Source organism: Janibacter terrae NBRC 107853 (assembly GCF_001591405.1).
In the GTDB taxonomy this organism is placed as follows: Bacteria; Actinomycetota; Actinomycetes; order Actinomycetales; family Dermatophilaceae; genus Janibacter; species Janibacter terrae.
In genome coordinates this window covers 18,682-42,773 of sequence record NZ_BCUV01000010.1, presented here as the reverse complement: position 1 = coordinate 42,773, position 24,092 = coordinate 18,682, and the positions used below count along the sequence as shown (strand labels likewise).

Sequence of the window (24,092 nt, the reverse complement as noted above, 5' to 3'; positions counted from 1 at the left end):
CCACCATCTCCGAGGGAAGAGGTGATCCTCGAGGAGCTGGGGGCGCCCACGCCAGCGACGGCAGACTTGCTGTGCTGGCTGTGGGCGGCGATCCCGCCGAAGGACGGCCGGCTCCACGTCGCGAGGGCCGCGGCCTCGCTGAAGATCTCCGACTCGACGCTGCGGCGCTGGATCAAGCTGGCGGACGCCACCGGGATGCCGCAGCAGGCGCGCCGTGCGCTGCCGCGGCTGCGTCAGCTGGCGGCGCTGCGGGGTCGCGGAGCCCTGCTGTGGCCACCGTTGGACAGGGCCTCCAGGGAGCGTCAGATCGCGTTGGTACGTGAGGCGGAGCGTGGCCTGGCGCTCATCATCGAGGACCCTGAACAGGCGCCGGCATCGTGGCGGGTTCCCCACACTCTCTACTTGGTGCACTACCCAGCCGCTCGGGTCTATGGGGTTGCCAGCGGGTCGACCGACGACACCGCCCGCAAGATCAGAGCCGCCAAGGGGGAAATCGTCGACACCCTGGTAGTGAGGAACAGGCACGCCGCGCGGCTGGCCAAGGCTGCTGTGCTGGAGCAGGTGCAGGACGCACGATGCATCCCCCCGCGGGCACTGGTGCCCACCGGGAGAACCGAGACGTGGCGTCAGGACGCCGGGCCCGTCCTGCTGTCCAAGGTCGTTGATCGTCGCCTGCGGCAGCCCGCCCGGAGCAGCAAGAAGAAGGGCACCTCCAAGGCCTAGAGGCTCGCCCTGCCGAGGTTGCCTCGGTCTTCTGCTTCCACAATCTCGGCCGGCGGCCACCTCTTCAGTAGTGAGGGCACCAAAACCAGGGAGCCCGTGGAGGTGAGGATCATGAGCCAGGCCATCGACGCGCCGGCGTGGCAGAACTGCGCCGGGTGCGGCGAAGTAGTCCCCGATCGTGACCCCGACCGTCCAGAGCTGTGCTGCCGCTGCGGTGGCCTGCCCGAGGTCGACTTCCACCCCGTGACAGCCCGGCCCCGTGCGGAGCGATGAGAGCTCCCCGCCCGGGGCCGGACACAACCCATCACCCACCCCGAAGAGAGGCGCTCCCGATGTACGTCAAGGACCTCAACACCCAGCGCGCGACTGACGCCATCGCCCGGTTCCTCGCTGGCGCCGACGAAGTCGACGGCATCTACGCCGACGAGGTGCGCATCGACGACGACAAGGTGGCGATCACCTTCGCCGACGACAACGGCGACACCGTCACCGCCCACGCCCAGGTCCTGAGCATCGACTTCTCCGAGATCGAATGAGCCCGCCCCTTTCGCTGCCGCAGCTCGTCGAGGACCTGCGTGACCTGGCGGCCCGCCACGGTGCGCCCGCCAAGGACACCGCCCTGACGGCGGCGAGCACCGCCGCGCTGTTCCTCGGCGTCGACCATGCAACAGGCGGGCCGCTCCTGCGCGCCCTGGCGGGCAGCCCGGATCTCGCCGCGGGGCTGCTGAGGATCTGGGGCCGGTGGGAGCAGTCCTTCCCGTACCTGCACGGCAACATCGGTCCGCTCACGCGCTGGCTGGAACACCCGGCCGAGCACCACCTCGCCGCGCTACGTGCTCAGCTGACCCACCTCACCCACTCGACCTACTCGCGATCGCGGAGGGGCCCTCAGTGCGCGGAGACCTGCTCGGGCAGATCCTCACCCTCATCGACGCACCCGGCGATCGCGCCGTCCGCGGCGCCTTCTTCACCCCGCCCTCACTTGCCGGGGCGCTCTCAACCCTGGCCGGGGTCACCGATCTGCCGGCGGGCGCCGTGATCACCGACCCCTGCGTCGGCGGGGGAGGCCTGGCTGTCGCCGCAGTCCGCGCGATGCGCGCAGCAGGCACGGCGCCGGAGGCCCGCCGCTGGATCCTGCAGGACATCGACCCCTTCGCTGTGGCAATCGCCGGCGTCGCGATGTCGGTCCACGGCATCCCGTGGGTGGAGCTGTCATGCTCCGACACCCTGGGCACCCCTCACCCAAGGGAGAAGCATTTCTCGCAGCCGGAACTGGCGATCGCGTGAGCACGAGCACCACGAGACGGACGCGGTTCACCTGCGCCGAGCCCACCCCAGGAGGCAACGTCCACTACGACGTCGCAGGGACCGGGGTCCTGACCGTGGGTTATGACCCGGGCGCACGCCCCGGTAAGGACGCCGAGCACCTCAGAGTGGCGTTCGGGCGGTGGGACGGCGAGGCCTCACTGGTTCCCCACCACGGGCCGCTGCCCGAGGCCCCGGTGCTCTTCGGGGTCGAGATCCTAGGATCGGCGCTCGTCGACGTCGACGACGTCGTGGAGTACCTCGCTTCCCCAGTAGACCGGCGATCGTCATGGTGGCTACGGGTCCAGCGTCGCCTCGGGGACGACGTCCGGGAGGTACCCGACGGCACCCGCACCCGCATGGCCGAGATCATCGCCGCGGTGGCGGAGGATTACCTCGACCGGCCCGACTCCGAGGAGCTCCTCACTGCCCACCGCCGACACCACGCCCCACGGCGAGCCCAGGAGCGGCAGGCGATGCTCGAGCGGATGGACCGCGAGGCCGCGCTGTGGGAGCAGATCCGCGGACACCAGGTAGCCCTCCTGGACTACGAGCGGGCCTGGGCGGAAGGGCAGGAGCCGACGGTTCCCCCCACGCCCCGCCTAGACGCTCGGTATCGGCCGCTGACGGCCGAAGGCGCCTACGCCTTGCGTCAGGTCGCGCTCGACCCGTCCTGGTGAGGCTCCAGGGTCCATCCCACCGGCCCGGCCCCCCGCAGAGCAGCACGTAGCAGCAGCGTGGCGCGGGTGTCGTCCTCGTTGTACTCGACCAACTTCTCCCACATCCCAGGCTGACCAGCCCGGGCCTGCTCGACCCAGCCGAGGGTGTCGGCGCCGGTCGCGCCCTCGGTGCGCCACCTCGCGCCGGCACCCGGCGCCAGGTGCTTCAGCCCGTACCCGGTAGGCGCGTAGAAGCCCGGACGGACGACATCGGCGAGCAGGTCGACCGCGCACCCGATCAAGGGCTGCGCGTCCGCCGCCGGCAGCAGCCGGGACAGGTGCGTGGTCTCGACGTGGCCGTAGTGGAACCACGACACCGATCGCCCGGTCGACTGTTCCTGGTCAAGGAGGTCGGTCAGCCAGGCGGCGAACTGCTCGGTGAGCGCGGTCTCGTCGACCTCCGCTGAGGCGTCTACGAAGTGCGTGTAGGCCGGTTCGTCATCGCCGCGGGAGACCAAGGCACCCCAGAGGTAGACCCGGCCCTCGGCGTCGAACTCGCAGTCGACGTCTATCTCGACGTCGGCCGCATCGGGGATGGCGGAGGAGTTGGTGCGGATCAGCAGCGGGTGCTGCTGGTCGGCGGCCACTCCCTCGGCCGCGGCAGCGTCGACGTCGAGCAGGCGCGCGACCAGGACATCAAGGCGCTGCCCCGTCTCGCTGGCCAGGATCCGGGCGCGCAACTGCTTGCGGATCGTGACGAAGTTGGTCGTGTCGAACTCGAGGTCGGCGAACTCCTGGGCGATCTCGGCCGAGAGGGTGGCGATCTCGGCGTGCAGCTCGACCCCTGGGTCGAAGGTGGGGATCGGCAGCTTCCACACGTGCTTGTCGATATCGCGCTCGTCCTTGCCGTACGACATCAGCGGTCGGACCAGCTCGGTGAGCACCGGCGCGCTGAGAATCCCTACGAGGTAGTGGCCCTCAGCCAGAGTGGAGACCGCGGCCCAATAGAGCTTGTGGTCGATGATCACGCGGGGGTCGTCAATCACTGCAGCGGAGACGTGCATACCCGCTTTGGCGTACACCACTCGGACCGGAGGACAAGGTACCTGTTGGGACAGCTTGCTCATGTGGTCAATCTGTTGATCCAGCCTCAACTTCGACTTGCCGTGTAGCTCCCATAGTTCTTCAGCCTTGCGGGTCCAATCGGCGAGCCCTGGGTAGCCGTCGATGCTGGGGTGGTCACCGCCGAGGACCTCGCCCTTCTGGGTGAGCGGGATGACGAACTGCTCGGGCTCGCGCATGACGAAGGGAACGACCTGCTCGCCGAGGGCCACCGGCCAGATGAACTGGGTCTCGACGGTCCCTTCCAGGTTGGGCAGCTCCTTCCACGGCTTCTTCTCGCTGACCGAGCGCTTGGACTGCACCGCCGCGCGGCCGCTGGGCACCCCGAGCGAGGTCGTTTTGGCTGGCTCGACCCGAAACAGCACCCGCGGCACAAGGTTCGCGCCCTGGCTGAACCGGGAGGCATAGGGCGACCTCTGGTCGTCCTCGGCGCCGATCGCCAGTTCGGCGACCTTCTGGTGGAGCAGGAGAGCCTCTTCGGTGCTGGCGTGGCGGCGCGGGGCTCGCCCGGTCCACACCAGGGCGTGGCCAGGCATAGCCCCCGGCTCGGCGGTGCGTGCGCCGAAGATGACCGCGGAGCCGCGGGGGAAGAGGTGGGGACGGATCCGGCGCAGATCCCAGCTGGCGGTGAAGGTGACCGCAGCGCCGTCGAACCGCCCGGCGCGGAAGCCCGACCAGTAGTCGCGGTCGATGACGGAGTTGGGGACGACGAAGCCGAGGTGGCCGCCGGTCTTGAGATATCGCTCGACGGCGCGGGCGACGAAGAGGCCGGCGAGGTCCTGGTGGGTGGCGGTGGTCTCGTTGTGCCAGAACCCCCGGTCCTTGGCCAGGGTCTTGAACCGCTTCTGCATCGAATCGGTCATGTGCCGGTAGGACAGCCACGGCGGGTTGCCTACGAGCACGTCGACGCGGTTCTCCTCGCGGGCGAGCCAGGCCGGGCGGGCGACGTTGCGGATGTAGTACGACCAGATGTGGTTCCGGTTGGCCTCGTGGAGCTCTTTGAGCCGGCGGAAGTTGGCGTTGAGGTCGGGCAGGTCGGTCTCGGTCAGCGCGAGCCGGCGGATAGTCCCCTCGGAGAGTTTGTTGGTCGCCTTGCCGGCGGCGCGGCCGGACTCGTCGACGAGGGTTTGGACAAGGTCGTCGAATGCTGCGGCGTTCTCCAGCAGGTGCTCCCCGAAGACGAGCTCGCCGGAGAGGAGCTGGTCGCCGACCTCGGTGGGGATGACGAGCTGGTCCTGGGTCAGCAGGTCCTCCCGCTGGTCCCACCCGAGCGAGTCACCGAGGTAGATCGGCACGGACAGCACGCCGCGGTCCTTCGCGTTGAGCCGGTCGCGGCCGAGCGCCAGGAGGTAGGTGGCCCGGGCCAGGGCGACGGCGACGGGGTGCAGGTCGATGCCCATGACGCGGGAGGAGACAAGGCCCATCGAGTCTGCGAGGGAAAGGCCCCCTTCGTCGGCCGCGTTCAGGAAGCGGCGTACCGCGTAGAAGATGAAGGTCCCGGACCCGCAGGACGGGTCGAGCACACGCTGGTTGAGCGGGTCGGTCACGACCTCGGAGACGACGCGGTGGGCCAGCCAGTCGGGGGTGTAGTACTCGCCGAGGGCCTTGCGGGTTTCGGGGGAGATGACGGACTCGTAAAGGACCTTCAGGACGTCGTGCTCGACGGCAGACCAGTCGAAGCGGGCAAGGCGCCGGGCCAGGGAGGTGACGAACCCTTCGCCGCCGGGTACCTCGAGGACCCAGTCGAAGAAGTCGCGGTCGACGACGCCGTGCAGGCCGGCGACGGCGAACTGGTCCCCGGAGAGCAGGGTCGCGGCCGAGAGCCCCTCGGCGTCGAGCCCCAGCACGAGGTGGGCGATGATCTCGGCGCTGTTGACCAGGAGCGTGTGCTCGAGGAAGAGCTCGTCGTCGTCGGTGAACTGCGTGCCCAGGGCGCTGCGCAGGAGGTTGGCCCACAGCTCGCGCTTGAGGACCACGGTCGGCAGGTCTCGGCTGTCGGCGTACAACGAGGCCAGTGTGGAGTAGTCCAGGGCGTGCGAGGAGCTCGCAGCGCCGAGGCGGTCCGCGATCTCGGTCGGGGTCGGCTTGACTGCCCGCTTGGTCGCCAGCACTCCCTCGAGCCAGCGCAGGAGTGCCGTGGCGCCGGCTACGCCGACGGTCGCGGTGTGACGGGTCGCTTCCACCAGCTCGTCGTCGACCTCGTGGAAGGCGATCCAGAGCCGGCCGTCGGTGAGGATCCCGACGTAGCGGCGACCCATCTCCTGGGCACGGGTCTGGACGTACCCCGCGAGCTGGGTCGTGGCGGCCGCGATGGTGGACGGGCTGGCCAAGGACTTCTTGACCTCGATGACCGTGCAGCCGATCTCGACGTCGATGCGCCGGCCCGGCCCGACCTGGGCCTCGAGGTGGACCTCCAGGTCGTCGTCTTCGAGACCGAGCTCGGGGTCGAGCAGCAGCATCCGTACGTCCGACTGGATCGTCGCCTCGGACCGCACCCCGCCAGCCTTGTTCACCAGCCGCTCGATCAGCGATGTACGGGTCGAGCCGGCCTTGGTCATGGACGAACGCTAACGGAGCCCCTGCCCCCGGTGCCCTGAGCACCGGGGCAGGGGCGGGGGTGTCGCTGCGTGGGTAGCGTCGGGAGTGTCCAACCGTGCCGGGTCTGACCAGCCCTGGCGACCGATGTGAGGAGATTCGTGATGACTGTTCTTCGTGGGGCACAGGCCCCGTCGAGCCCAGATCAGGACCAGGGTGGGGTGCTTCTGGACGCACAGTCCCAGGTGGCCTACGACCGAGCGCGTGACGTCCTGGATGCGTCGAGCGAGGCGCGGCGCACGGGGTACGTGCGCAGCGTGCGGGCGCTCGGGGTGCTGCTGGGCTCGGCTGAGCCTCGGGCCCACTGGCTGGTCGTCGGTGCGAGCGACCAGGACGACGGGTCGGTGCCGGTGGCCTGGCTCGACGAGTTTGGTACCCGGCAGCCGCTGGACCTGGCCGACGGGTACGCCGAGGCGGTTACCGACCTCTGCGCGACCCTGCCGTGGAAGTGGACGGGCGTGCAACGTCGCCTTCGCCAGGCCCGTGCGGAGCTGCAGGTCGGCGAAGCCGAGCACCGTGTCCTCCACGGTGAAGGCCAGCAGTACCTTCATCATCTTTCCGAGTACGGTCTCCGGACCGGGTGCTAGTGTCTCCTGCACTGCTAGGCCGGTTCGTCGAGGGTGTCCGCGAACAGCGCAACGGTGCTCATGATGTGTGACTCCACGGCGACCCGTGTGATGTCGCCGTTCCTGGACTTGATGGCGGTGCGGATGATGTCGTGATCGTGGTTGGCGGTCATGGCGCGAATTGGAGAGCGGCCCAGGGCGCGGGGGGCGCGACGACCGAGTCGATGCCGGCGCGGTGCAGAAGATGCGAGAGCATCAGGCCTGCGGGCCCGCCGGCGACGATGCTGACCTGGGTCCGGGTGAGTGCCATCAGGTGTCCGTCCTGTCGGTGAGGGGGACCTCGACGAGCTCCTGGAGATCGGAGAAGGCAATGCCGAAGAGTTCGCGCACGGCCACGCCCTGCGGCTCGAGGAGGAACACCCCGTGGTCAGTGTAGACACGGCTCACGCAGCCGACGCCGGTCAGCGGCATAGTGCACTCGGGCACCAGCTTGGACCTTCCGTCCCGGGTGAGCAGGCTCATCATCACGAACGTGTGCTTGGCGCCGATGGCGAGGTCCATCGCTCCGCCCACGGCCGGGATGGCGTCGGGCTTGCCGGTGTGCCAGTTGGCTAGGTCGCCGGTGGTGGAGACCTGGAAGGCTCCGAGCACGCAGTAGTCGAGGTGGCCGCCGCGCATCATCGCGAACGAGTCGGCGTGGTGGAGGTACGACGCACCAGGCAGCTCGGTGACCGGGACCTTGCCGGCGTTGATGAGGTCAAGGTCGACCTCGTCGCCGTGCGCCTCGGGACCCATGCCGAGCATGCCGTTCTCGGTGTGCAGGATGACGCCGGCTGTAGGGTCGAGGTGGTTGGAGACCTTGGTGGGCTGGCCGATGCCGAGGTTCACGAACGAACCCGGTGGGATGTCTTGAGCGACGATCGCGGCGAGCTGGTCGGAGCCCATAAGTTCCTCAGTGTTGCTCACTGACCCTCCTCGGGATCGTCGGGCGCTCGGACGGCACCTCGATCACGCGGTCGACGTAGATGGACGGGGTCACCACATGTTCGGGGTCGATGCCGCCGAGAGAGCGGATCTCGTGCACCTGTACGACCGTGGTCTTCGCGGCGGCGGCCATTATTGGCCCGAAGTTGCGGGCGGTCTTGCGGTAGACGAGGTTGCCGAGCCGGTCGGCGGCGTAGGCCTTGATTAGTGCGACGTCTGCGTGGATCGGGTATTCCAGCACGTAGTGGCGGCCGTCGATCTCGCGGACCTCCTTGCCCTCGGCCAGCGGCGTGTTGTAGCCGGTGGGTGTGAAGAAGGCGCCGATGCCGGCACCTGCAGCGCGGATCCGTTCGGCGAGGTTGCCCTGCGCGACGAGCTCGAGTTCGATCTTCCCGGTGCGGTACTTCTCGTCGAAGTGGTGGGAGTCGGACTGCCGGGGGAAGGAGCAGATGATCTTGCCGACCCGACCCTCGCGGATGAGCGCAGCGAGGCCGCGGTCGCCGTTGCCGGCGTTGTTGTTGACCACGGTGAGGTCCTTGGCCCCGGACTCGAGCAGTGCCTCGATCAGCTCCACCGGCTGACCGGCGGTGCCGAAGCCGCTGATCATCACGGTGGCTCCGGCGGCGATGTCGGCGACCGCCTCCTTGGCGGTCTCGACGAACTGGGTCTCGCTCACGCGACGGCTCCCCGGGTGCTCTCTAGGACGACGGCCAGGCCCTGGCCCACGCCGATGCAGATCGCGGCTACGCCCCAGCGTTCGCCGGTGGACTCGAGCGAGCGGGCCAGGGTGCCGAGGATCCGGGTGCCGGACGCGCCGAGGGGGTGGCCGATCGAGATGGCGCCGCCGTGCCGATTGATGATGTGGGGGTCGATGTCCCAGGCACGGATGCAAATCAGCGACTGGGCGGCGAAGGCCTCGTTGAGCTCGACTGCTGCGACGTCGTGCCAGGTGATGCCGGCGCGGCGCAGGGCGATGTTCGCCGCTTCTACCGGCGCAAAGCCGAAGAACTGTGGCTCGTTAGCGAACGCACCCCAGGCTGCGATTCGCGCCAGCGGCTCGGTGCCGATCTGCCGGGCGGCGTTGGCGCTGCCGAGGAGTGCGGCGGACGCCCCGTCGTTGAGGGGTGAGGCGTTGCCTGCGGTGACCGTCCCATCTTTGCGGAAGACCGGCTTCAATCCGGCGAGCTTGTCCAGCGTGGAGTCGGGGCGGATCGACTCGTCACGCGGGAGGTCCACGCCGGGGACGGCCACGACCAGCTGGTCGTAGAAGCCGCTGTCCCACGCCTTCGCCGCAGCCTGGTGCGAGCGGAGCGCGAACTCGTCCTGGTCCTCGCGGGCCACGCCCTCGCGCTCTCGGAGCTGTTCGGTGGCCTCACCGAGTGAGACCGTCCACTCCGTCGGCATCGCCGGGTTGACCAGCCGCCACCCCAGCGCGGTCGAGACCAGCTCCGCGTTGCCCGCCGGGTAGGGCCGCTCGGGCTTGGGCAGCACCCACGGGGCGCGGGACATCGACTCGACACCACCGACCAGCACCACGTCGGACTCCCCGAGCGTGAGCTGGCGGGCGCCGGCGATGGTGGCGTCCAGGCTGGAGCCGCACAGCCGGTTCACCGTCGAGGCGGGAACCGAGGGGGGCAGCCCGGCGAGCAGACCGGCCATCCGGGCGACGTTGCGGTTGTCCTCGCCGGCCCCGTTGGCGTTGCCGAACACGACCTCGTCGACCTGGCCCCCCTCGAGACCGGTCCGCTCCACGAGCGTGCGGATCACCAGGGCTGCCAAGTCGTCGGGGCGCACCGCCGCAAGCGCCCCGCCGTACCTGCCGAAGGGGGTGCGGACAGCGTCGTACACGAACGCGTCATTCATCAGGGGTCTCCAGGGAGTCGAGCGTCCCTTGTGCGACGGCGAAGGCGTGGTTGGCGGCAGGCACGCCGCAGTAGATGCCTGCTTGGATGATGACCTCGGCGATCTGCTCAGGAGTCAGCCCGTTGGTGCGCGCGGCGCGCACGTGCATGGCGAACTCCTCCCAGTGGCCGAGCGCGATCATCGCGGTGAGCACCGCGACGCTGCGGGTACGCCGGTCGAGGCCGGGGCGGGTCCAGACGCTGCCCCACGCGTAGCGGGTGATCAGCTCCTGGAAGTCGGTGGTGAACGGTGTCTTGTGTGCCTCGGCGCGGTCGACGTGCGCGTCTCCGAGCACCTCGCGGCGCACCCGCATGCCGTCGTCGTAGGTGTCGCTCATCGTTTCCCTCCGGTCGCAAAGTCGTTCAGGGCCCGGGCGACCGCGTCGGGGTCCTCGGCCGGCGGCAGGTGGCCACAGCCGGTGAACACGTTCATCGAGCTGTTCGGCGCACGGTCCGCGGTGATCTTCCGGGCGGTGTGCGGGGAGATCACGACGTCCTGGTCGCCTGGGGCGACGAGCAGCGGCACCGTGGCGTCGGCGAGCCGGTCCCGCACGTCGAAGTCGGCGAGCGCCTCGCAGGCCAGGGCGTAGGAGTCCTTGTCCGCGTCGGCCAGCGAGAGGAGCAGCCGGGTGCCGGTGGCCGGGTCGCGCATCAGGAAGCCGGGCGCGAACCAGCGCTCGGAGGAGCCGGAGACCATCACGGAGGTGCCGGCCTTGCGCACCAGGGCGGCCCGTTCATGCCAAGCAGAGGGCTCGCCGATCTTCGCCGCACTCGCGATGCAAGCGACTGCGGTGAACACGCCGGGATCGAGGGCAAGTTCCAGCGCGACGGCGCCTCCCAGCGAAACGCCGGCGTACGCCGCGGGTCGGTCGCCAGCGACGTCGGCGGCGAGGCGGCGCACCGCCGCGGCCAGCTCGCCGACCGTGAACGGCCCGGTCGCCGGCTTGCTGCGGCCGTGCCCAGGCAGGTCCCAGCCGACGACCTCGAAGTCATAGACGAGGCGGCGTGCTGTCGCCTCCCACAGTGCCTCGACCGAGGTGCCAAGAGATGGGCCGACGACCAGCAGCCGAGGTGACTCAGGTCCTCCGGCGAGGCGAGTCGCGGTCAGGTCCGGCTCAGCCATGCGCAGCCCTTCCCTCGGGCACGCGGGCGAGCACGGTGTCGATGAAGGCGTCGGTCGAGCCGAGGTAGTCGGCGGGCTTCCCCCCGCCACCCCGCTCGGACAGAAGTTCGTCGGCGGCGGCAGCCACACGGTCTCCCATCCGTTTCCCGTCGACCTCCAGCCCGGCGGTCAGCTCCGCGGCCTGAGACGCCGCGGTCACGCCCGCCTCCAGCAGCCGGACCAGCGCAGGCCACTCGGAGTGCCAGGCACCGTCCGGTCGCTCGTCGACCGCCTGGGCCGCGGCGAGATGGAGCTGGGCACCGAGCAGCGGTGCCTGCAGTGCGACGCTGCGGATCAGCACGCTGAGCACCGGGTTGCGCTTGTGCGGCATGGTCGAGGAGCCGCCACGACCTGCGACCGTGCCCTCGCGCAGCTCGCCGATCTCGGGCCGGGACAGCGTGGAGACGTCGGCGGCCACCACCCCGAGGGCGTCGCAGGTGCTCACCACGGCCGAGCCGATGCGGGTGATCACGGAACGGTTGGTATGCCACGGCACACCTGGCCAGTCCAAGGCCAGCTCGTCGGCGAAGGCCCGCGCTGCGGCGAGTGGCTCGTCGGTGAGCTCGCCGACCATGGCCAGGGTTCCCGCCGCACCACCGCACTGCACCGGCAGCGTCCCGAGAACGTCGTCGACCTGCGCCACAGCATCGAGGACACCGGCGAGCCACTGGGCGGCTTTCAGCCCGAACGTGATCGGCACTGCGTGCTGGGTGAGCGTGCGCCCGACCATGAGCGTCGAACGGTGCCGACCGGCGAGCGCCGCGAGCGCGCGCGAGGTGGCGGCGAGGTCGTCACCCATCCGCATCAGCGCGTCGCGGGCCAACAGCACCAGCGCGGTGTCCACAACGTCTTGGCTGGTCAGCCCGCGGTGCACGACCTGCGCGGCGTCCTGGCCCACGGCCTCCTGGAAAAGTCTCACCAGCGGGACGACGGCGTTGCCGGCGGACTCAGACTCCGCGGCCAGCGCCGCCATGTCGACCTCCCAGTCCTGCGTGACCTTCGCCACCTGCCCGGCGAGGTCGCCGTCGACGGCACCGACCCGAGCCAGCGCACGCAGCCAGGCAACCTCCACCTGGAGCATCGCCCCGACCAACGCGGCGTCTTCTAGGGCCCCGGCGCTGCGATGGGAGCCGGGGGTCAGCAGGGAGTAGCCCGTCATGCGTGCCCCGGAAAGGCCAGGAAGAGAGTCTCCCGGTCACCCTGCAGGTGGACGTCGAAGCGCAGACTCCCGTCGTCCTCGCGGACCACCATCAGCGTTTCGCGCTGCTCGGCGGAGAGCCCAGCCAGGAAGGGATCGGACCCGACCGCTTCACCGGGCAGGTAGGCCCGCGTGAAGAGCCGGTTGAGCAGACCACGTGCGAAGACCACGACCGCGAAGAAGGGCGCGCCTCCGTCGACGGCGCCGGGCTCGAGCGTCGTGAAGGAGTAGCGTCCAGCCGGGTCGGTGGCGCAGCGGCCCCATCCGGTGAAATCGCGGTCCCGGCGCCACGAACCCTCGAGCTGCGGGATGGTCCCGCCCGGGTCGGCCTGCCGGATCTCCAGCATCGCGTCGGGCAGAGGTGACCCGTTGCCGTCGTACACGGTGCCGCGGAGGCGGACCGCTCCCAGCGTGGCGGCCGGCACCAGTTCGTGGCCCCCCTCGTAGGGCAGCGCGTAGTGGAAGAAGGGGCCGATGGTCTGACCCGGGGTAGCGGGCAACTGCTCAGGCATCGTGGTGACCCTCTCGCTCCAGCGGGGTGGCGTGGCTGCCGGTGAGCACGATGTCCCAGCGGTAGCCGGTCGCCAACTCGTGTGAGGTGACGTTGTGGTCGTAGGCCGCCACCAGTCGGTCGCGCGCCGCCTGGTCGGTGATCGACTGGTAGATCGGGTCGAGTGCGAAAAGCGGGTCCCCGGGGAAGTACATCTGGGTGATCATCCGTTGGGTGAACTCGGTGCCGAAAAGCGAGAAGTGGATGTGCGCGGGGCGCCAGGCGTTGTGATGGTTGCGCCACGGATAGGGACCTGGCTTGATCGTGGTGAAGTGGTAGGAGCCGTCGGCATCGGTGAGGCAGCGGCCGGTGCCCGTGAAGTGCGGGTCGAGTGGCGCGGGATGCTGGTCACGCTTGTGGACGTAACGACCGGCGGCGTTGGCCTGCCAGATCTCCACGAGCTGGTGGCGCACCGGCCGACCGTCGCTGTCGGTGATGCGCCCCGTGACGACCATCCGCTCGCCGATCGGGTCGCCGCCGCCCTGGATCGTGAGGTCCGCCTCGAGTGGGTCGACGTCGGAATGGCCGAATACCGGTGCCATCAGCTCGATGCCCTCGGGGTCGGCGTGGTGGAGGCCTTTGGTGGGGTGCCGCAGCAGTGAACTGCGGTACGGCGGGAAGTCGATCATGGGCTGGGTCTCGCCGGCCGGGGCATCCGCGTGGATCTTCCCGATCTCCTCGCTGATGACCGACTGGGGCGCCAGGTCGGGACTCTGCGGTGTGCTCACGGTCCTCAAGGTAGACGTGCCCCACCTCTCTCAGCGACACTGAACTTTCGCTGAGCGAAAGACATGGATCAAATGGCAGGCAACACCTCCACACCCGGCGCCACCGTGGTCTCCCGGGCGCTCGCGCTGCTGTCCGCCTTTGACACCGCCCACCGGCATCTAACCTTGAGCGACATGGCCCGACGGGCCGATCTACCCACCCCCACGGCGTACCGGCTGGCCGGCGAGCTGGTGCGCGGGGGGATGCTCGTGCGCCGGCCGTCCGGGGAGTACGTCATCGGCCGTCGGCTCTGGGACCTCGGCCTGCTAGCCCCGCTGCAGTCTGGCCTCCGTGAGATCGCCTCGCCGTTCCTCAACGACCTGCACGCCGCCACGCTGGCGACGGTGCATCTCGCCGTCCGGGACCGCACGCAGGCGCTATACGTCGACCGGCTCTCCGGCCGCGCATCCGTGCCGGTGGTCAGCACGGCCGGATCGCGGTTGCCGCTGCACGCCACCGGTGTCGGCAAAGTGCTGCTGGCCCATGCACCCGCGCGGATGCAAGAACAGGTGCTGGGTGACCTGTCGCGGATGACGCCTTACACCATCACACAGCGCTCCTTGCTGTGCGGGCAACTGGCGCGGGTCCGCCGCGACGGCTACGCGATCACCGAGGAGGAGATGACCCTCGGTGCCTGCTCAGTCGCGGTGCCCGTACACCGCAGCGCAGCCGGCGGCGAAGTGGTCGCGGCCATCGGCGTCGTCGTACCCACACTCAAGCGGCACCGCCCCCGCCTGGTCGCGGCCCTCCAGGTGGCCGCTCAGGGTATCGGCCGGTCGTTGGAGGAGTTGAGTTAATCAGTCCGGCATGAACCCAGAACTCCTGACATGATTGCGTATCGATCCTGCGACCCGCGCCTACATCGAGCGACGGCTGGCCGAAGGCAAGACCAGCAAGGAGATCGGCCGCTGCCTCATTGGACGAGTATGGCCCGGCAGGCCAGGTTGGTCTGTTCGTCGGGAACGGCGAGGGACGGCCTCGATGTCTCGCCACTCGATGGCCTGTTTGAGCTGGTCGCCCTCGTCGTTGCCGGGTCCCCTGATCGGCGCGAGAGAGCAGCCCCGGTGAGGACCGAACAATGAGGATCCGACGGTCGGCCCGGCTCCAGCGGCGATGTCCGGCCGGGAGGTCAACAGATGTTCTGTGGATCGGACTGGGGCTCGACCGTGCACGCGGTGTGCCTCATCGATGACCAGGGCGCGGTTATCAAGAGATGGCTGGTTCAGCACACCGAGGACCAACTCATGAAGTTGTTCTGCGAACTTGCCGAGCTCGTCGAGGGAGGCGACGTGGCGCAAGTGCCGGTCGCGATCGAACGCGGAGAAGGCTTGGTCGTCGGCTTGATCGCTGGCGCTGGTCACCCGGTCTGGATGGTCGAGTCTGCCGCTTTCAAGGCCGCCCGTCCACGGTGGGGCTTGGCCGGTGCGAAGTCAGATCTCGTGACGCGTTCATGCTCGCCGACTACGCCAGAACCGACGGCCATCGGCTGCGCCGGGTCGAGCCCGTTGAGCAGGCGACTCGTGAACTCGCCGCGTTGGTGCGGGCACGAACGGCACTGGTCGAGGCGCGCACCGCGGCGTCCAACCAGCTGTGGGCTGTCCTGGCCGAGCACTGGCCCGGCGCCGCTGTGGTCTTCCAGAAGCTGACCTCTCAGATCGCGCTCGCGTTCTTGAGCGACTATCCGACACCTCAGGCCGCAGCACTGCTTGGCGAGCGGCGGATGGGTCAGTTCTGCCGTCGACACAGCTACCGCGGCGGCAAGTCCCCGGCAGAGCTCCTCAGCCGGCTCCGGGCGGCTCCTGCCAGCGCGAGCCCGCTCGCACCGAGGATCCTCGAATCAGTCGTCCATGGCTCGGTCGCTCAGATTGGGCTGCTCAACACCGAGATCACCCGTCTGGAACGCGACCTCGCCAGCGCGCTCGCGGCTCGCCCCAAGACGACCTTGCTCCAGACGCTTCCCCGTGCTGCCACGGTCAGCCTGGCAGCACTGATTGCGGAGATCGGGGCTCTGCTTGAGCGTTGCGACAACCCCGAACAGGTCGCCGCCATGTGTGGTGCCGTCCCCGTCACCCGCGCCTCGGGCAAGTCCCGCACCGTCGGGTTCCGCTACACCGCCAACAAGCCTGCACGCGTCGCAATCACCAGCTTCGCCGACAACTCCCGACACTCCTCGTCCTGGGCGGCCGACGCCTACCAACGAGCACGTGCGCGCGGCGCCCGACATCCTCACGCCGTCCGGATCCTCGCCCGCGGATGGATCCGAGTCATCTGGGCATGCTGGACCACCGACAGCGTCTACGACCCCTCGCGATGTCAACGGCGGCTGAAAATTGAGCAGGTTTCGACGGGTGAAATTTGAGCACCTGGTCGTCTACTTGTTGCCGTTCTTGGCGAGGAGTTCGCGTCGGGCGCGGGTTCTGTAGGACTCTCCTGACAGGGCGATGACCTCGGCGTGGTGGACGAGTCGGTCGATCATCGCGGCGGCCACGACGTCGTCGCTGAAGGCCTCGCCCCAGCGTCCGAATGGCAGGTTCGATGTGACGATGATCGAGCCTTGCTCGTAGCGGGTCGCGATGAGTTGGAAGAACAGGTTCGCGGCGTCGGTGTCGAAGGGGATGTAGCCGACCTCGTCGATGATGATGAGCTTGTAGCGGCGGATCTTTTTGAGCTCGGCGTCCAGCGTTCCGGCCTGGTGCGCGCCGGCCAGCCGGGTGATCCAGTTGCTCGCGGTGTCGAACAGCACGGAGTGGCCGTTCTGTGCGGCCTTGACGCCCAGCCCGATCGCGAGGTGTGTCTTGCCGATCCCGGGCGGGCCGAGCAGGATCACGTTCTCGGCCTTCGCGACGTAGGTCGCGGTGGCTAGGTGCGCGAGAATGTCGCGGCGCAGCGACGGCAGGTGGTCGTAGTTGAAGTCCTCGAGGGTGTTGATGGCCGGGAAGTGAGCGGTCTTGATCCGCATCATCGCCCCCGATGCCTCGCGTTCGCTGTTCTGGCGTTCCAGGACCGCGGCGAGGTACTCCTCATGCGACCAGCCCAGGTCGCGCGCTTGGACCGCGATGTCTTCCCACGTGCGGGCAATGGTGGGGGTCTTCAGTGCGCGGGCCAGGTAGGCGATCTTCGACGACACATCGGTGGCGATAGCGGTCATGAGGTGTGGACTCCTTGCAGGTCGGGGGTGTGGTGGAAGTCGACGCCGAAGAGGTCGTCGTAGTCGGGCAGGGCGCGTAGCGCGACGACGTGCCCGTCGCCGTGGGCGCGGGTGGTCTTACGTGCCGCCGCAGCAGCACGCGCCGCATTGAACGAGCCCCGCAGCTCCTTCGCCGTCGCGACGTGGTCCGGGTCGGTGATCGTGGCGCCGCTTCCCCAATGCCGGGCATGGGTCGCGACGATCCGGTCCTCGCAGGTGACCGCGACGACGTCAGGAGTCGCGACCACCTCGACGAACCTGCCGACCGCGGACGGGTCCACGGAGTAGTCGTTCGAGCCGATCCGCACGTAGTAGTCCCGACCCAGGCGGATCCTGTTCGTCAGCCCCACCGGCGGACTGAACGGTGGCAGGGCGACCATCGCAGACTTGTCGTCGTCCCACCGCTCACGCGGGGTGGCGCCGATCGCGCGCAGGTGGCGCCGGTTGGCCTTCGTGTCGATCCAGTCAGTGAACTGGTCGTTGAAATCGCCGGGGCCAGTGAAGGTGCGCCCGGGTAGGAACGAGGTCTCGAAGAACCCGTTGCGGCGCTCGACCAGGCCCTTGAACTCCGGGTCACGTGGCGGGGCGAGCTTGATCCGCACCCCCAGGTGCCGACGAAGGTCGCAGCACAGTGAGCTTGCCGGTGCCACCGATCGCCACTTCACGGTCCCACACCAGCGTCCGCGGGCTCGCGCCCCAGGCGCCGAGGATGGCCCACATGCCGGCCAGAATGTCGCCGCCCTGACGCGACGGGATCATCGCGCCACCCGTGATCCGCGAGTAGCCGCACGTCATCGCCAACACCGGCAGGATCTGTGCCTGACCGCCGCCGACAGGGATCAGCAGGGGCGGGAACCACAGGTCGCATTGAGCGACCTGACCGGGCTCGTACACGACCCGATCGGTCGGGTCGACACCGACGAACAAGGGCCGCAGCTCACGGACTCGTTCCTTGAGGATCGTCATCGAGTGCTGCCAGCCGACGCGCTCGGCGATCACCGTGGCCGGCATCTTCGGATGCTCCTTCAGCAGCAACCGGATCTGCGGCTCGACGGCGTCGACCAGCGACCCCTTCGGCGGCCGCACGTACCGCGGTGGCGTGTCGGTCTTCAGCGCCGACGCGACCGTGTTCCTCGCGATCCCCAACTCGCGTGCAATAGCGGACTGCGAGAGCCCCTCGGACTTGTACAGCCGACGAATCGGCCCAGTTCTCCAACGTGATCACACCCCAAGGCGTACTCGGGGTGCTCAACTTTCACCCGTCGATTACTGCCCAGTTTCACGCGTCGTCGACACGCGACACCGCGGCGAACGGCTCCTTGCCGCAGCGACTTGACCAAGAGAGCTCAAGCGCTACATCAGCCGGCAGATCTTCCGAACGCTCGCCGCAGCTTACCCTGGCCGCGAGGCCATGCCGTCAGCGGCTTGACGCGACAATGAAGCATCCTGGGTTCTCCATCGTTTGGAAACGAGGATGGATTCAGGCCGAAGGACACCACCGCGGGGAAGCCCGCGACGCGCCGCTACAGCCCGGATGGGAAGGCGGCCCGGATGAGAAGGCCGCTGCAGTGCGGATGGTCAGGACGCTGCGTGCCGAGCTGGGCGCTGAGCACCGCACGATCCAGCGCGTCGCTGTCGACAGTCGCAACCCAACTCGGGTGCGGCACACCGAATCGGTCCGGTCCTGGGTGCGTCAGGCCGACATCGACGGGGCTACTTGCCGGGGGTCAGCACAGCGATGCGGCGAAGATGAAGGCGCTTAAGCAGGAGAACCGTGAGCTCAAGGCCCGGCCACGTTGTCGCCGAGCTATCGGCCGACGAGCGGGTGTGCTTGCCCCGCCAGCCCATGCGTGGTCTACTGAGCAGAACGCGCCTCTGGTCAACAGAGGGGCAGGAAACGGCGATTGACTATAGGCCGCCCGAGGAGACTGATTCAGATGACCGACCAGACCGGCATGCTCGCCGATGTGCGGCGCGGGATGATCCCCGCGCACGTCTACAACGACCGCGAGATCTTCGAGCTCGAGAAGGAGCGGGTCTTCGCCCGTGCCTGGGTGTTCGTCGGTCACGAGTCGGAGATCGCCCAGCCCGGCGACTACGTGGTGCGCCGGGTGCTGCAGGACTCTTTCATCGTCACCCGGGACGAGGAGGGCGAGATCCGGGCGCACTTCAACATGTGCCTGCACCGCGGGATGCAGGTGTGCCGGGCGGAGATGGGCAACGCCTCGCACTTCCGCTGCCCGTACCACGGCTGGTCCTACCGCAATGACGGGCGGATCGTCGGCCTCCCATTCCACCAAGACGCTTACGGCGGCGAGGCGGGGTTCAAGCGCAATGGGCAGCGCCTACTGTCGGCGCCTAACCTGGCGACCTACAACGGGTTGATCTTCGTGTCGCTGGACCCGAACGCGCCACCCCTGGAGGAGTTCCTCGGCGACTTCCGCTTCTACCTGGACTACTACACCAAGCAGAGCGGCAGCGGCATCGAGCTGCGCGGCCCGCAGCGCTGGCGGGTCAAGGCCAACTGGAAGATCGGAGCGGAGAACTTCGCCGGCGACATGTACCACACGCCGCAGACCCACACCTCGGTGGTGGAGATCGGGCTGTTCCGGGAGCCCAAGGCCGAGAAGCGCAAGGACGGGGCCACCTACTGGGCGGGCGCCGGGGGCGGGACGACCTACAAGCTCCCCGAGGGCGACCTCGACGAGCGGCTGCGCTACGTCGGGTATCCGCAGGAAATGGTGGACCGGATGAAGCAGCATCTGTCGTCCGATCAGCTCAAGGTTATCGGCGACGACGGCTTCATGATCAGCGCGGCGTCTATCTACCCGAACCTCTCCCTCGTGCACAACTGGCCGCGGGTGGCCGACTCCGAGAACGTGCTGCCCTTCATCTCCATCCGGCAATGGCAGCCGATCAGCGAGGATGAGACCGAGGTGCTGTCGTGGTTCGCCGTCGACGCCGAGGCGCCGGAGGAGTTCAAGGCGTTGTCCTACAAGGCGTACTTGATGTGCTTCGGCTCGACAGGCATGTTCGAGCAGGATGACGTGGAGAACTGGGTCTCTCTGACCAACACCGCAGCTGGCTCCATGGCCCGCCGACTGCGGTTGAACAGCCGGATGGGCATCCTTGAGGACGACACTGAGGTGATCCCGCAGCTCACCGTCGAGCAGTTTCACGGTCCGGGGTCGGCGCACACCGGCTACAGCGAGTACAACCAGCGAGCACTGCTCAGCCGCTGGGCCGACGACCTGGAAACGCCGATGTCCATCGCGGCCACGGTCGAGGTGGGTGGACCGCGGGAGGGCGCCCCAGATGCCTCCGCAAAAATCTCGACCGCGGCCGGCGATGTCGCCGCCGCGTCGCACGGGACGGCCGCGCAGGCATGACCGACACTCATTCCGCGAGTTCTGTGCTCGGCAGGAACGCCTCCCGTGTTCAGCGGACCGGGCGGTCGCTGCCCTTCGGGGACCAGCGGCACTTGATGGCCCACCAGTGGCTGGTCGACGAGGCGTGGATGCTCGACGCCCAGTCCTACTCCGACTGGCTGGACCTTCTCACCGACGACATTCACTACCTGATGCCGGTGCGGGTCACAACCGCGCTGGGCGCCGGCTACGACACCTCTCCGGGGATGGCCCACTTCGACGAGGACAAGTACTCCCTGTCCCGGCGGGTCGCCCGGTTCCTCACCGAGCACGCATGGACCGAGGACCCGCCGTCCCGCCTGCGCCACCACCTCAGTAACGTGCGCGCCTTCGCCGCCGATCTGGACGGGCATCTGGTGGAGGACCACCTGGTGGTCGAGTCGGCGACCCTGCTTTTCCGCAGTCGTGGCGACGTCCGCGAGGGCTCGTTCGTCTCCGCCGGGCGCGAGGACGTCCTACGCCGCACTCCCGAGGGGTGGAAATTGGCCCGTCGCACGATCCTCGTGGACGACTCGGTCATGCGGATGCAGAACCTGGCGATATTCCTGTGACGCTGCACTGGGAGGGCGAGGAGGCTGATGCCCGGGCTGCGCGGCGCGCCGCAGCCGAGCGCGACGCGTTGCTCGCGGGCGTCCGCGGCGGCGCCACCACCATCGCGAACGAGTTCGCCGAGGTGCGGGTGGTCCGCGTCGATACCCGCAACGGTTCCCGGCTCCTGGTCGAGTCACCGAAGTCCGGGCAGTGGGTAGCGCTGGACCCCCTAGAGCTCGAGGCTCTGACTTGGCAGAGCACCGCCACCTTCTCGGCGATGATCGGCAACCCCTTCGGCTCGCTGGTCACCGACGGAACCGCCGGCATCTGCGAAGACGGCGCGGTCCCTGAGGGCGGCAACGAGCCGCCGCAGCACCCGCCCGGGGGTGGCAGCCAGTGACCGCCGGCTGGCTCGAGGGGCGGCGAGCGCTGGTCGTGGGCGCGGGCTCGGGCATCGGCCGGGCGGTTGTGGACGTCTTCCTCGCCGAGGGAGCGCGAGTCGCGGTCCTGGAGCGCGATCCGGACAAGAGCGCGGCGATCGGGGCGGCCCTGCCCGAAGTCCCGGTCACCGTCGGCGACGCGGTCACCCGTCAGGCCAACGACGCCGCGGTCACCGCGGCGGTCGAGGCCTTCGGGGGGCTGGACGTTCTGGTCAACTGCGTGGGGGTGTTCGACTTCTACCGCAGTCTTCTCGACCTCGACGCCGACGTGCTAGACGTCGCCTTCGACGAGATGTTCCGCACCAATGTGCTTTCCCACTTGCAGTCCGTGAAAGCGGCACTGCCCCATCTGCAGGCGTCGGGGCGCGGAGTGGTGCTCCTTACAGAGTCGACGTCCTCCTATTTCCCGGGTCGAGGCGGCGTTCTGTACCTGTCCTCGAAGTTCGCCGTCCGCGGGATCGTCACGGCGCTCGCCCACGACCTGGCGCCGGAGGTGCGGGTCAACGGGGTCGCACCGGGCGGCACGCTGGGCACCGACCTGCGTGGGTTGCCTAGCCTGGGAACTGCGGGGCGCAGCCTGGGCGACATCCCGGGCCGCGCCGAGGAAGTGGCGTCCCGGGTACCGCTGCAGGTCGCGCTGACGGCTGCGGACCACGCGTGGAGCTACGTGTTCCTAGCCTCCGACCGGTCCCGTGGCATCACCGGCGGGGTGGTCCACCCCGACGGCGGGATCGGCGTCTCCGCTTCCCCCAGGAAACGTTCCTGACCCACCCCCCATCGAACAAAAGGAGAGCTCATGCCCCGGTTGTTGGCCGACGTCAAGGCCTGTCAGGGATACGGCAACTGCATCACCGGCGCACCCGACGTCTACGACATCGACGACGACGGCAAGGTTGTGCTCCTGACCGAGGAGATCAGCGACGCCGACCGGCCGCGGGTCGAGGAAGCCGCGCGCAGTTGTCCGGCCAACGCGCTGAGCATCGAGGGCTGATGACGGATCCCCGGACCGTAGTCGTCGTCGGAGCGTCGGTCGCCGGCGTGCGGACGGCCCAGTCTCTGCGTACCGAGGGCTTCGGCGGTCGCATCGTCCTCGTGGGCGACGAGCCGGACCTGCCCTATGACAAGCCGCCGCTGTCCAAGCAATTCTTGACCGGCTGTTGGTCCGTTGAACGGATCGCGCTGCTGACCGCCGAGGCGGCGGCAGCAGCCGGGATCGAGCTGTGCCTGGGGGTCGCGGCGCAGCGTCTGGACGTCGCCGACCGGCAGGTGGTGCTGATTGATGGGAGCACGATCGACTACGACGCTGCGGTGCTCGCCACCGGTGCTGCCGCGCGCCCCGCCCCGTGGTCGGCCACATCGGGGGTGCATGTGCTGCGTTCCATGGCCGACGCACGCGCGCTGCGTGACGACCTGGAGGTCGACCGGCCAGTTGTGATCATCGGCGGGGGCTTTATTGGCGCGGAGGTGGCAGCCACCGCGCACGCCCTGGGCAGAGAAGTCACCGTCGTCGATCCCCTTTCCGCTCCGATCGGACGCGTCGTCGGCCGAGAGGTCGGAGAGTTGTTCGTCGACCTGCACACCCGGCACGGCGTGACCACGAAGTTCGGGGTGGGTGTCGAGTCGGTCGAGGGCGAAGCCGGTGACCTAACGGTGCAGTTGACCGACGGTTCGCAGTTGGCGGCGGGGACCGTCGTGGTCGGGATCGGCGCCGTTCCCAACGACGGCTGGCTGGCGGGCTCGGGCCTCCTCGTGGACGACGGCGTCGTCTGCGACGAGCACTGCCGGGCGGTCGACGCCGCCGACGTGTACGCCGTCGGTGACGTGCTGCGGTGGTTCCACCCGGGACACGGAGAGCATGTGCGAGTCGAGCACTGGACCAACGCGGTTGAGTCCGCTGCCGTGGTGGCACACAACATCGCCCACCCCGAGGAGCTGCGGTCCCACTGCCCGGTCGAGTACGTGTGGAGCGACCAGTACGACTGGAAGATTCAGATCGTCGGCCGGCCGGTTGGGGCGACCCGGCACACGCTGGTGGGGGACCTGACTAGTGCCCATCCCCGCGGAGCGGCGGTCTACACCGATGACAGCGGGGACCTGCGGGGAGCGGTCGCGGTTAACTGGCCCAAGGCGTTGCTGGTCTGCCGGAGGGCGGTGGGTGCGGGCGCGTCGTTCGACGACGTCGTCGCCCAGCTCGACCGGCTGTCGGCCGCGGGGGCGGCGCCGGCATGAGCGGTGGGTACGCCGCTGAGCGGCAGCTCGTCGCGGATGCATGTCGGGTCGCCGCAGCTCGTGGGCTGTCCGACGGGTTCCTGGGCCACGTCAGCCTGCGGATCGACGAGGAACGCTTGTTGATCCGCTGCCGCGGCCCTCAGGAGCGGGGCTTGGCCTGGACGACGGCCGCCGACGTCCACCTCGTTGACCAGGGCGGCGCCCCTGGAGCTCCGGGCGAGCTCGATGGATGGTCTCCACCGAACGAATTGCCGCTGCATGTGGAGGTGCTGCGTTCCCGGCCGGAGGCCGCCTCAGTCGTCCACGTGCACCCGCGGGCGGTAGTCGCAGCAGACCTGGCTGGCCTCGCGATCCGCCCCATCGTCGGTGCGTTCGACATCCCGGGCGCCAAGCTGGCCGCCGGCGGGGTGCCCGTCTACCCGCGTGGCGTGCTCGTTCGGAGCCGTGGCCTGGCCTTGGAGATGGTGGCGGCCATGGGTAAGCGGCCGGTCGTCGTGCTCCGCGGGCACGGCTTGACTAGCAGCGGTGGATCGGTCCAGGAAGCGGTCCTGCGGGCGATCAGCGTGGACTCTCTGGCCCGGCTGTCCCTCCAGATCGCCGCGGCGGGAGGGGCGCAAGCGGATCTGCCGGCCGAGGACTTGGCGGCGCTGCCCGACCTCGGACCGGGCTTCAACGAGGGCGTGGCGTGGCGGCATGAAGTCGCCAGGATGGGGTGACCGCCGGGGCGCAGGTCCTCGGCGTCGG

Annotated in this window: 26 protein-coding genes and 4 pseudogenes; 17 read left to right on the top strand and 13 right to left on the bottom strand. The window is 69.0% G+C overall.

The window, feature by feature from the left end; all coding sequences use genetic code 11:
- The first annotated feature begins 21 nt into the window (after nt 1–21).
- The 5 genes from JT1_RS17050 to JT1_RS17035 all read left to right on the top strand — a co-directional run bounded on the left by JT1_RS17050 (nt 22) and on the right by JT1_RS17035 (nt 2,708).
- Entirely contained in the window at nt 22–723 is a 702-nt protein-coding gene (locus JT1_RS17050; protein ID WP_068329783.1) for a hypothetical protein, read from the top strand.
- A gap of 111 nt (nt 724–834) precedes the next feature.
- A complete protein-coding gene (locus JT1_RS18540; RefSeq protein ID WP_169702095.1) occupies nt 835–996 on the top strand; it encodes a hypothetical protein in 162 nt (53 codons plus the stop codon).
- 59 nt (nt 997–1,055) lie between these two features.
- Nucleotides 1,056–1,259 (top strand): hypothetical protein, encoded by a 204-nt coding sequence (locus JT1_RS17045; protein ID WP_068329780.1) that lies wholly within the window; start codon nt 1,056–1,058, stop codon nt 1,257–1,259.
- 355 nt (nt 1,260–1,614) lie between these two features.
- Complete coding sequence (locus JT1_RS17040) at nt 1,615–2,010, top strand: N-6 DNA methylase (protein WP_068329776.1); 396 nt, start codon at nt 1,615–1,617, stop codon at nt 2,008–2,010.
- The gene (locus JT1_RS17035) at nt 2,007–2,708 is read left to right on the top strand and encodes a hypothetical protein (RefSeq protein WP_068329773.1); all 702 of its coding nucleotides are present in this window, start codon (nt 2,007–2,009) and stop codon (nt 2,706–2,708) included. The genes JT1_RS17040 and JT1_RS17035 overlap by 4 nt, the downstream gene beginning before the upstream one ends.
- Here the strand turns inward: JT1_RS17035 and JT1_RS17030 are convergent.
- Nucleotides 2,681–6,367: a ribonuclease H-like domain-containing protein gene (locus JT1_RS17030; protein ID WP_169702094.1), complete on the bottom strand. Its 3,687-nt coding sequence runs from the start codon at nt 6,365–6,367 to the stop codon at nt 2,681–2,683. The genes JT1_RS17035 and JT1_RS17030 overlap by 28 nt on opposite strands.
- 198 nt (nt 6,368–6,565) lie before the next feature.
- Between JT1_RS17030 and JT1_RS18535 the strand changes: the two genes are divergently transcribed.
- Nucleotides 6,566–6,991: a hypothetical protein gene (locus JT1_RS18535; RefSeq protein WP_068329770.1), complete on the top strand. Its 426-nt coding sequence runs from the start codon at nt 6,566–6,568 to the stop codon at nt 6,989–6,991.
- Between the two features lie 14 nt (nt 6,992–7,005).
- Here the strand turns inward: JT1_RS18535 and JT1_RS18530 are convergent, their stop codons facing one another.
- From JT1_RS18530 to pcaH, 10 genes and pseudogenes are all read right to left on the bottom strand, one after another.
- A complete protein-coding gene (locus JT1_RS18530; RefSeq protein ID WP_169702093.1) occupies nt 7,006–7,143 on the bottom strand; it encodes a hypothetical protein in 138 nt (45 codons plus the stop codon).
- Nucleotides 7,144–7,181: 38 nt separating this feature from the next.
- A pseudogene (locus JT1_RS18525) lies at nt 7,182–7,280 on the bottom strand (FAD-dependent monooxygenase); the annotation flags it as partial.
- Nucleotides 7,280–7,915, bottom strand: coding sequence for a 3-oxoacid CoA-transferase subunit B (locus tag JT1_RS17020; RefSeq protein ID WP_068329768.1), 636 nt, complete (start codon nt 7,913–7,915; stop codon nt 7,280–7,282). The pseudogene JT1_RS18525 and the gene JT1_RS17020, both read right to left, overlap by 1 nt.
- Before the next feature lie 7 nt (nt 7,916–7,922).
- Complete coding sequence (locus JT1_RS17015; RefSeq protein ID WP_068329765.1) at nt 7,923–8,630, bottom strand: 3-oxoacid CoA-transferase subunit A; 708 nt, start codon at nt 8,628–8,630, stop codon at nt 7,923–7,925.
- Nucleotides 8,627–9,817 carry a thiolase family protein gene (locus tag JT1_RS17010; protein ID WP_068329762.1) on the bottom strand — a complete coding sequence of 397 codons (1,191 nt, stop codon included), beginning with the start codon at nt 9,815–9,817 and terminating at the stop codon, nt 8,627–8,629. Before JT1_RS17010 ends, JT1_RS17015 begins: the two co-directional genes overlap by 4 nt.
- On the bottom strand, nt 9,810–10,193 hold the full coding sequence (pcaC, locus tag JT1_RS17005) for a 4-carboxymuconolactone decarboxylase (RefSeq protein ID WP_068329759.1): 384 nt from the start codon (nt 10,191–10,193) through the stop codon (nt 9,810–9,812). The genes JT1_RS17010 and pcaC overlap by 8 nt, the downstream gene beginning before the upstream one ends.
- Nucleotides 10,190–10,978 carry an alpha/beta fold hydrolase gene (locus JT1_RS17000; RefSeq protein ID WP_068329756.1) on the bottom strand — a complete coding sequence of 263 codons (789 nt, stop codon included), beginning with the start codon at nt 10,976–10,978 and terminating at the stop codon, nt 10,190–10,192. The genes pcaC and JT1_RS17000 overlap by 4 nt, the downstream gene beginning before the upstream one ends.
- Entirely contained in the window at nt 10,971–12,176 is a 1,206-nt protein-coding gene (locus JT1_RS16995; RefSeq protein ID WP_068329753.1) for a lyase family protein, read from the bottom strand. Before JT1_RS16995 ends, JT1_RS17000 begins: the two co-directional genes overlap by 8 nt.
- Complete coding sequence (gene pcaG, locus JT1_RS16990; protein ID WP_068329749.1) at nt 12,173–12,727, bottom strand: protocatechuate 3,4-dioxygenase subunit alpha; 555 nt, start codon at nt 12,725–12,727, stop codon at nt 12,173–12,175. Before pcaG ends, JT1_RS16995 begins: the two co-directional genes overlap by 4 nt.
- Nucleotides 12,720–13,493 (bottom strand): protocatechuate 3,4-dioxygenase subunit beta, encoded by a 774-nt coding sequence (pcaH, locus tag JT1_RS16985; RefSeq protein ID WP_032491514.1) that lies wholly within the window; start codon nt 13,491–13,493, stop codon nt 12,720–12,722. Before pcaH ends, pcaG begins: the two co-directional genes overlap by 8 nt.
- Nucleotides 13,494–13,565: 72 nt before the next feature.
- On the opposite strand from pcaH, the gene JT1_RS16980 reads away from it, so the two are divergent.
- The 3 genes and pseudogenes from JT1_RS16980 to JT1_RS16975 all read left to right on the top strand — a co-directional run bounded on the left by JT1_RS16980 (nt 13,566) and on the right by JT1_RS16975 (nt 15,892).
- The gene (locus JT1_RS16980; RefSeq protein ID WP_068329746.1) at nt 13,566–14,330 is read left to right on the top strand and encodes an IclR family transcriptional regulator; all 765 of its coding nucleotides are present in this window, start codon (nt 13,566–13,568) and stop codon (nt 14,328–14,330) included.
- A gap of 339 nt (nt 14,331–14,669) precedes the next feature.
- Nucleotides 14,670–14,909: pseudogene (locus JT1_RS19205) on the top strand (IS110 family transposase); the annotation flags it as partial.
- Between the two features lie 74 nt (nt 14,910–14,983).
- The gene (locus JT1_RS16975; RefSeq protein ID WP_082807792.1) at nt 14,984–15,892 is read left to right on the top strand and encodes a transposase; all 909 of its coding nucleotides are present in this window, start codon (nt 14,984–14,986) and stop codon (nt 15,890–15,892) included.
- Nucleotides 15,893–15,904: 12 nt separating this feature from the next.
- Here the strand turns inward: JT1_RS16975 and istB are convergent, their stop codons facing one another.
- Together istB and istA are read right to left on the bottom strand one after the other, a co-directional pair.
- Nucleotides 15,905–16,681 carry an IS21-like element helper ATPase IstB gene (gene istB / locus JT1_RS16970; protein WP_068329743.1) on the bottom strand — a complete coding sequence of 259 codons (777 nt, stop codon included), beginning with the start codon at nt 16,679–16,681 and terminating at the stop codon, nt 15,905–15,907.
- Nucleotides 16,678–17,945 (bottom strand): annotated as a pseudogene (istA, locus tag JT1_RS16965) (IS21 family transposase). Before istA ends, istB begins: the two are co-directional and overlap by 4 nt.
- A 221-nt stretch (nt 17,946–18,166) precedes the next feature.
- On the opposite strand from istA, the pseudogene JT1_RS18075 reads away from it, so the two are divergent.
- The 8 genes and pseudogenes from JT1_RS18075 to phtC all read left to right on the top strand — a co-directional run.
- A pseudogene (locus JT1_RS18075) lies at nt 18,167–18,565 on the top strand (hypothetical protein); the annotation flags it as partial.
- A gap of 92 nt (nt 18,566–18,657) precedes the next feature.
- Nucleotides 18,658–20,109: a Rieske 2Fe-2S domain-containing protein gene (locus tag JT1_RS16960; RefSeq protein WP_068329740.1), complete on the top strand. Its 1,452-nt coding sequence runs from the start codon at nt 18,658–18,660 to the stop codon at nt 20,107–20,109.
- Nucleotides 20,106–20,699: a 3-phenylpropionate/cinnamic acid dioxygenase subunit beta gene (locus tag JT1_RS16955; RefSeq protein ID WP_068329738.1), complete on the top strand. Its 594-nt coding sequence runs from the start codon at nt 20,106–20,108 to the stop codon at nt 20,697–20,699. Before JT1_RS16960 ends, JT1_RS16955 begins: the two co-directional genes overlap by 4 nt.
- The gene (locus JT1_RS16950) at nt 20,696–21,079 is read left to right on the top strand and encodes a hypothetical protein (RefSeq protein WP_255218357.1); all 384 of its coding nucleotides are present in this window, start codon (nt 20,696–20,698) and stop codon (nt 21,077–21,079) included. The genes JT1_RS16955 and JT1_RS16950 overlap by 4 nt, the downstream gene beginning before the upstream one ends.
- Nucleotides 21,076–21,885, top strand: coding sequence for a 3-(cis-5,6-dihydroxycyclohexa-1,3-dien-1-yl)propanoate dehydrogenase (gene hcaB, locus JT1_RS16945; protein WP_068329736.1), 810 nt, complete (start codon nt 21,076–21,078; stop codon nt 21,883–21,885). The genes JT1_RS16950 and hcaB overlap by 4 nt, the downstream gene beginning before the upstream one ends.
- A gap of 30 nt (nt 21,886–21,915) precedes the next feature.
- Nucleotides 21,916–22,110: a ferredoxin gene (locus tag JT1_RS16940; RefSeq protein WP_068329734.1), complete on the top strand. Its 195-nt coding sequence runs from the start codon at nt 21,916–21,918 to the stop codon at nt 22,108–22,110.
- Nucleotides 22,110–23,348 carry an NAD(P)/FAD-dependent oxidoreductase gene (locus tag JT1_RS16935; protein WP_068329732.1) on the top strand — a complete coding sequence of 413 codons (1,239 nt, stop codon included), beginning with the start codon at nt 22,110–22,112 and terminating at the stop codon, nt 23,346–23,348. The genes JT1_RS16940 and JT1_RS16935 overlap by 1 nt, the downstream gene beginning before the upstream one ends.
- Complete coding sequence (gene phtC, locus JT1_RS16930; RefSeq protein WP_068329729.1) at nt 23,345–24,064, top strand: 3,4-dihydroxyphthalate decarboxylase; 720 nt, start codon at nt 23,345–23,347, stop codon at nt 24,062–24,064. The genes JT1_RS16935 and phtC overlap by 4 nt, the downstream gene beginning before the upstream one ends.
- The last annotated feature ends 28 nt before the right edge of the window (nt 24,065–24,092 follow it).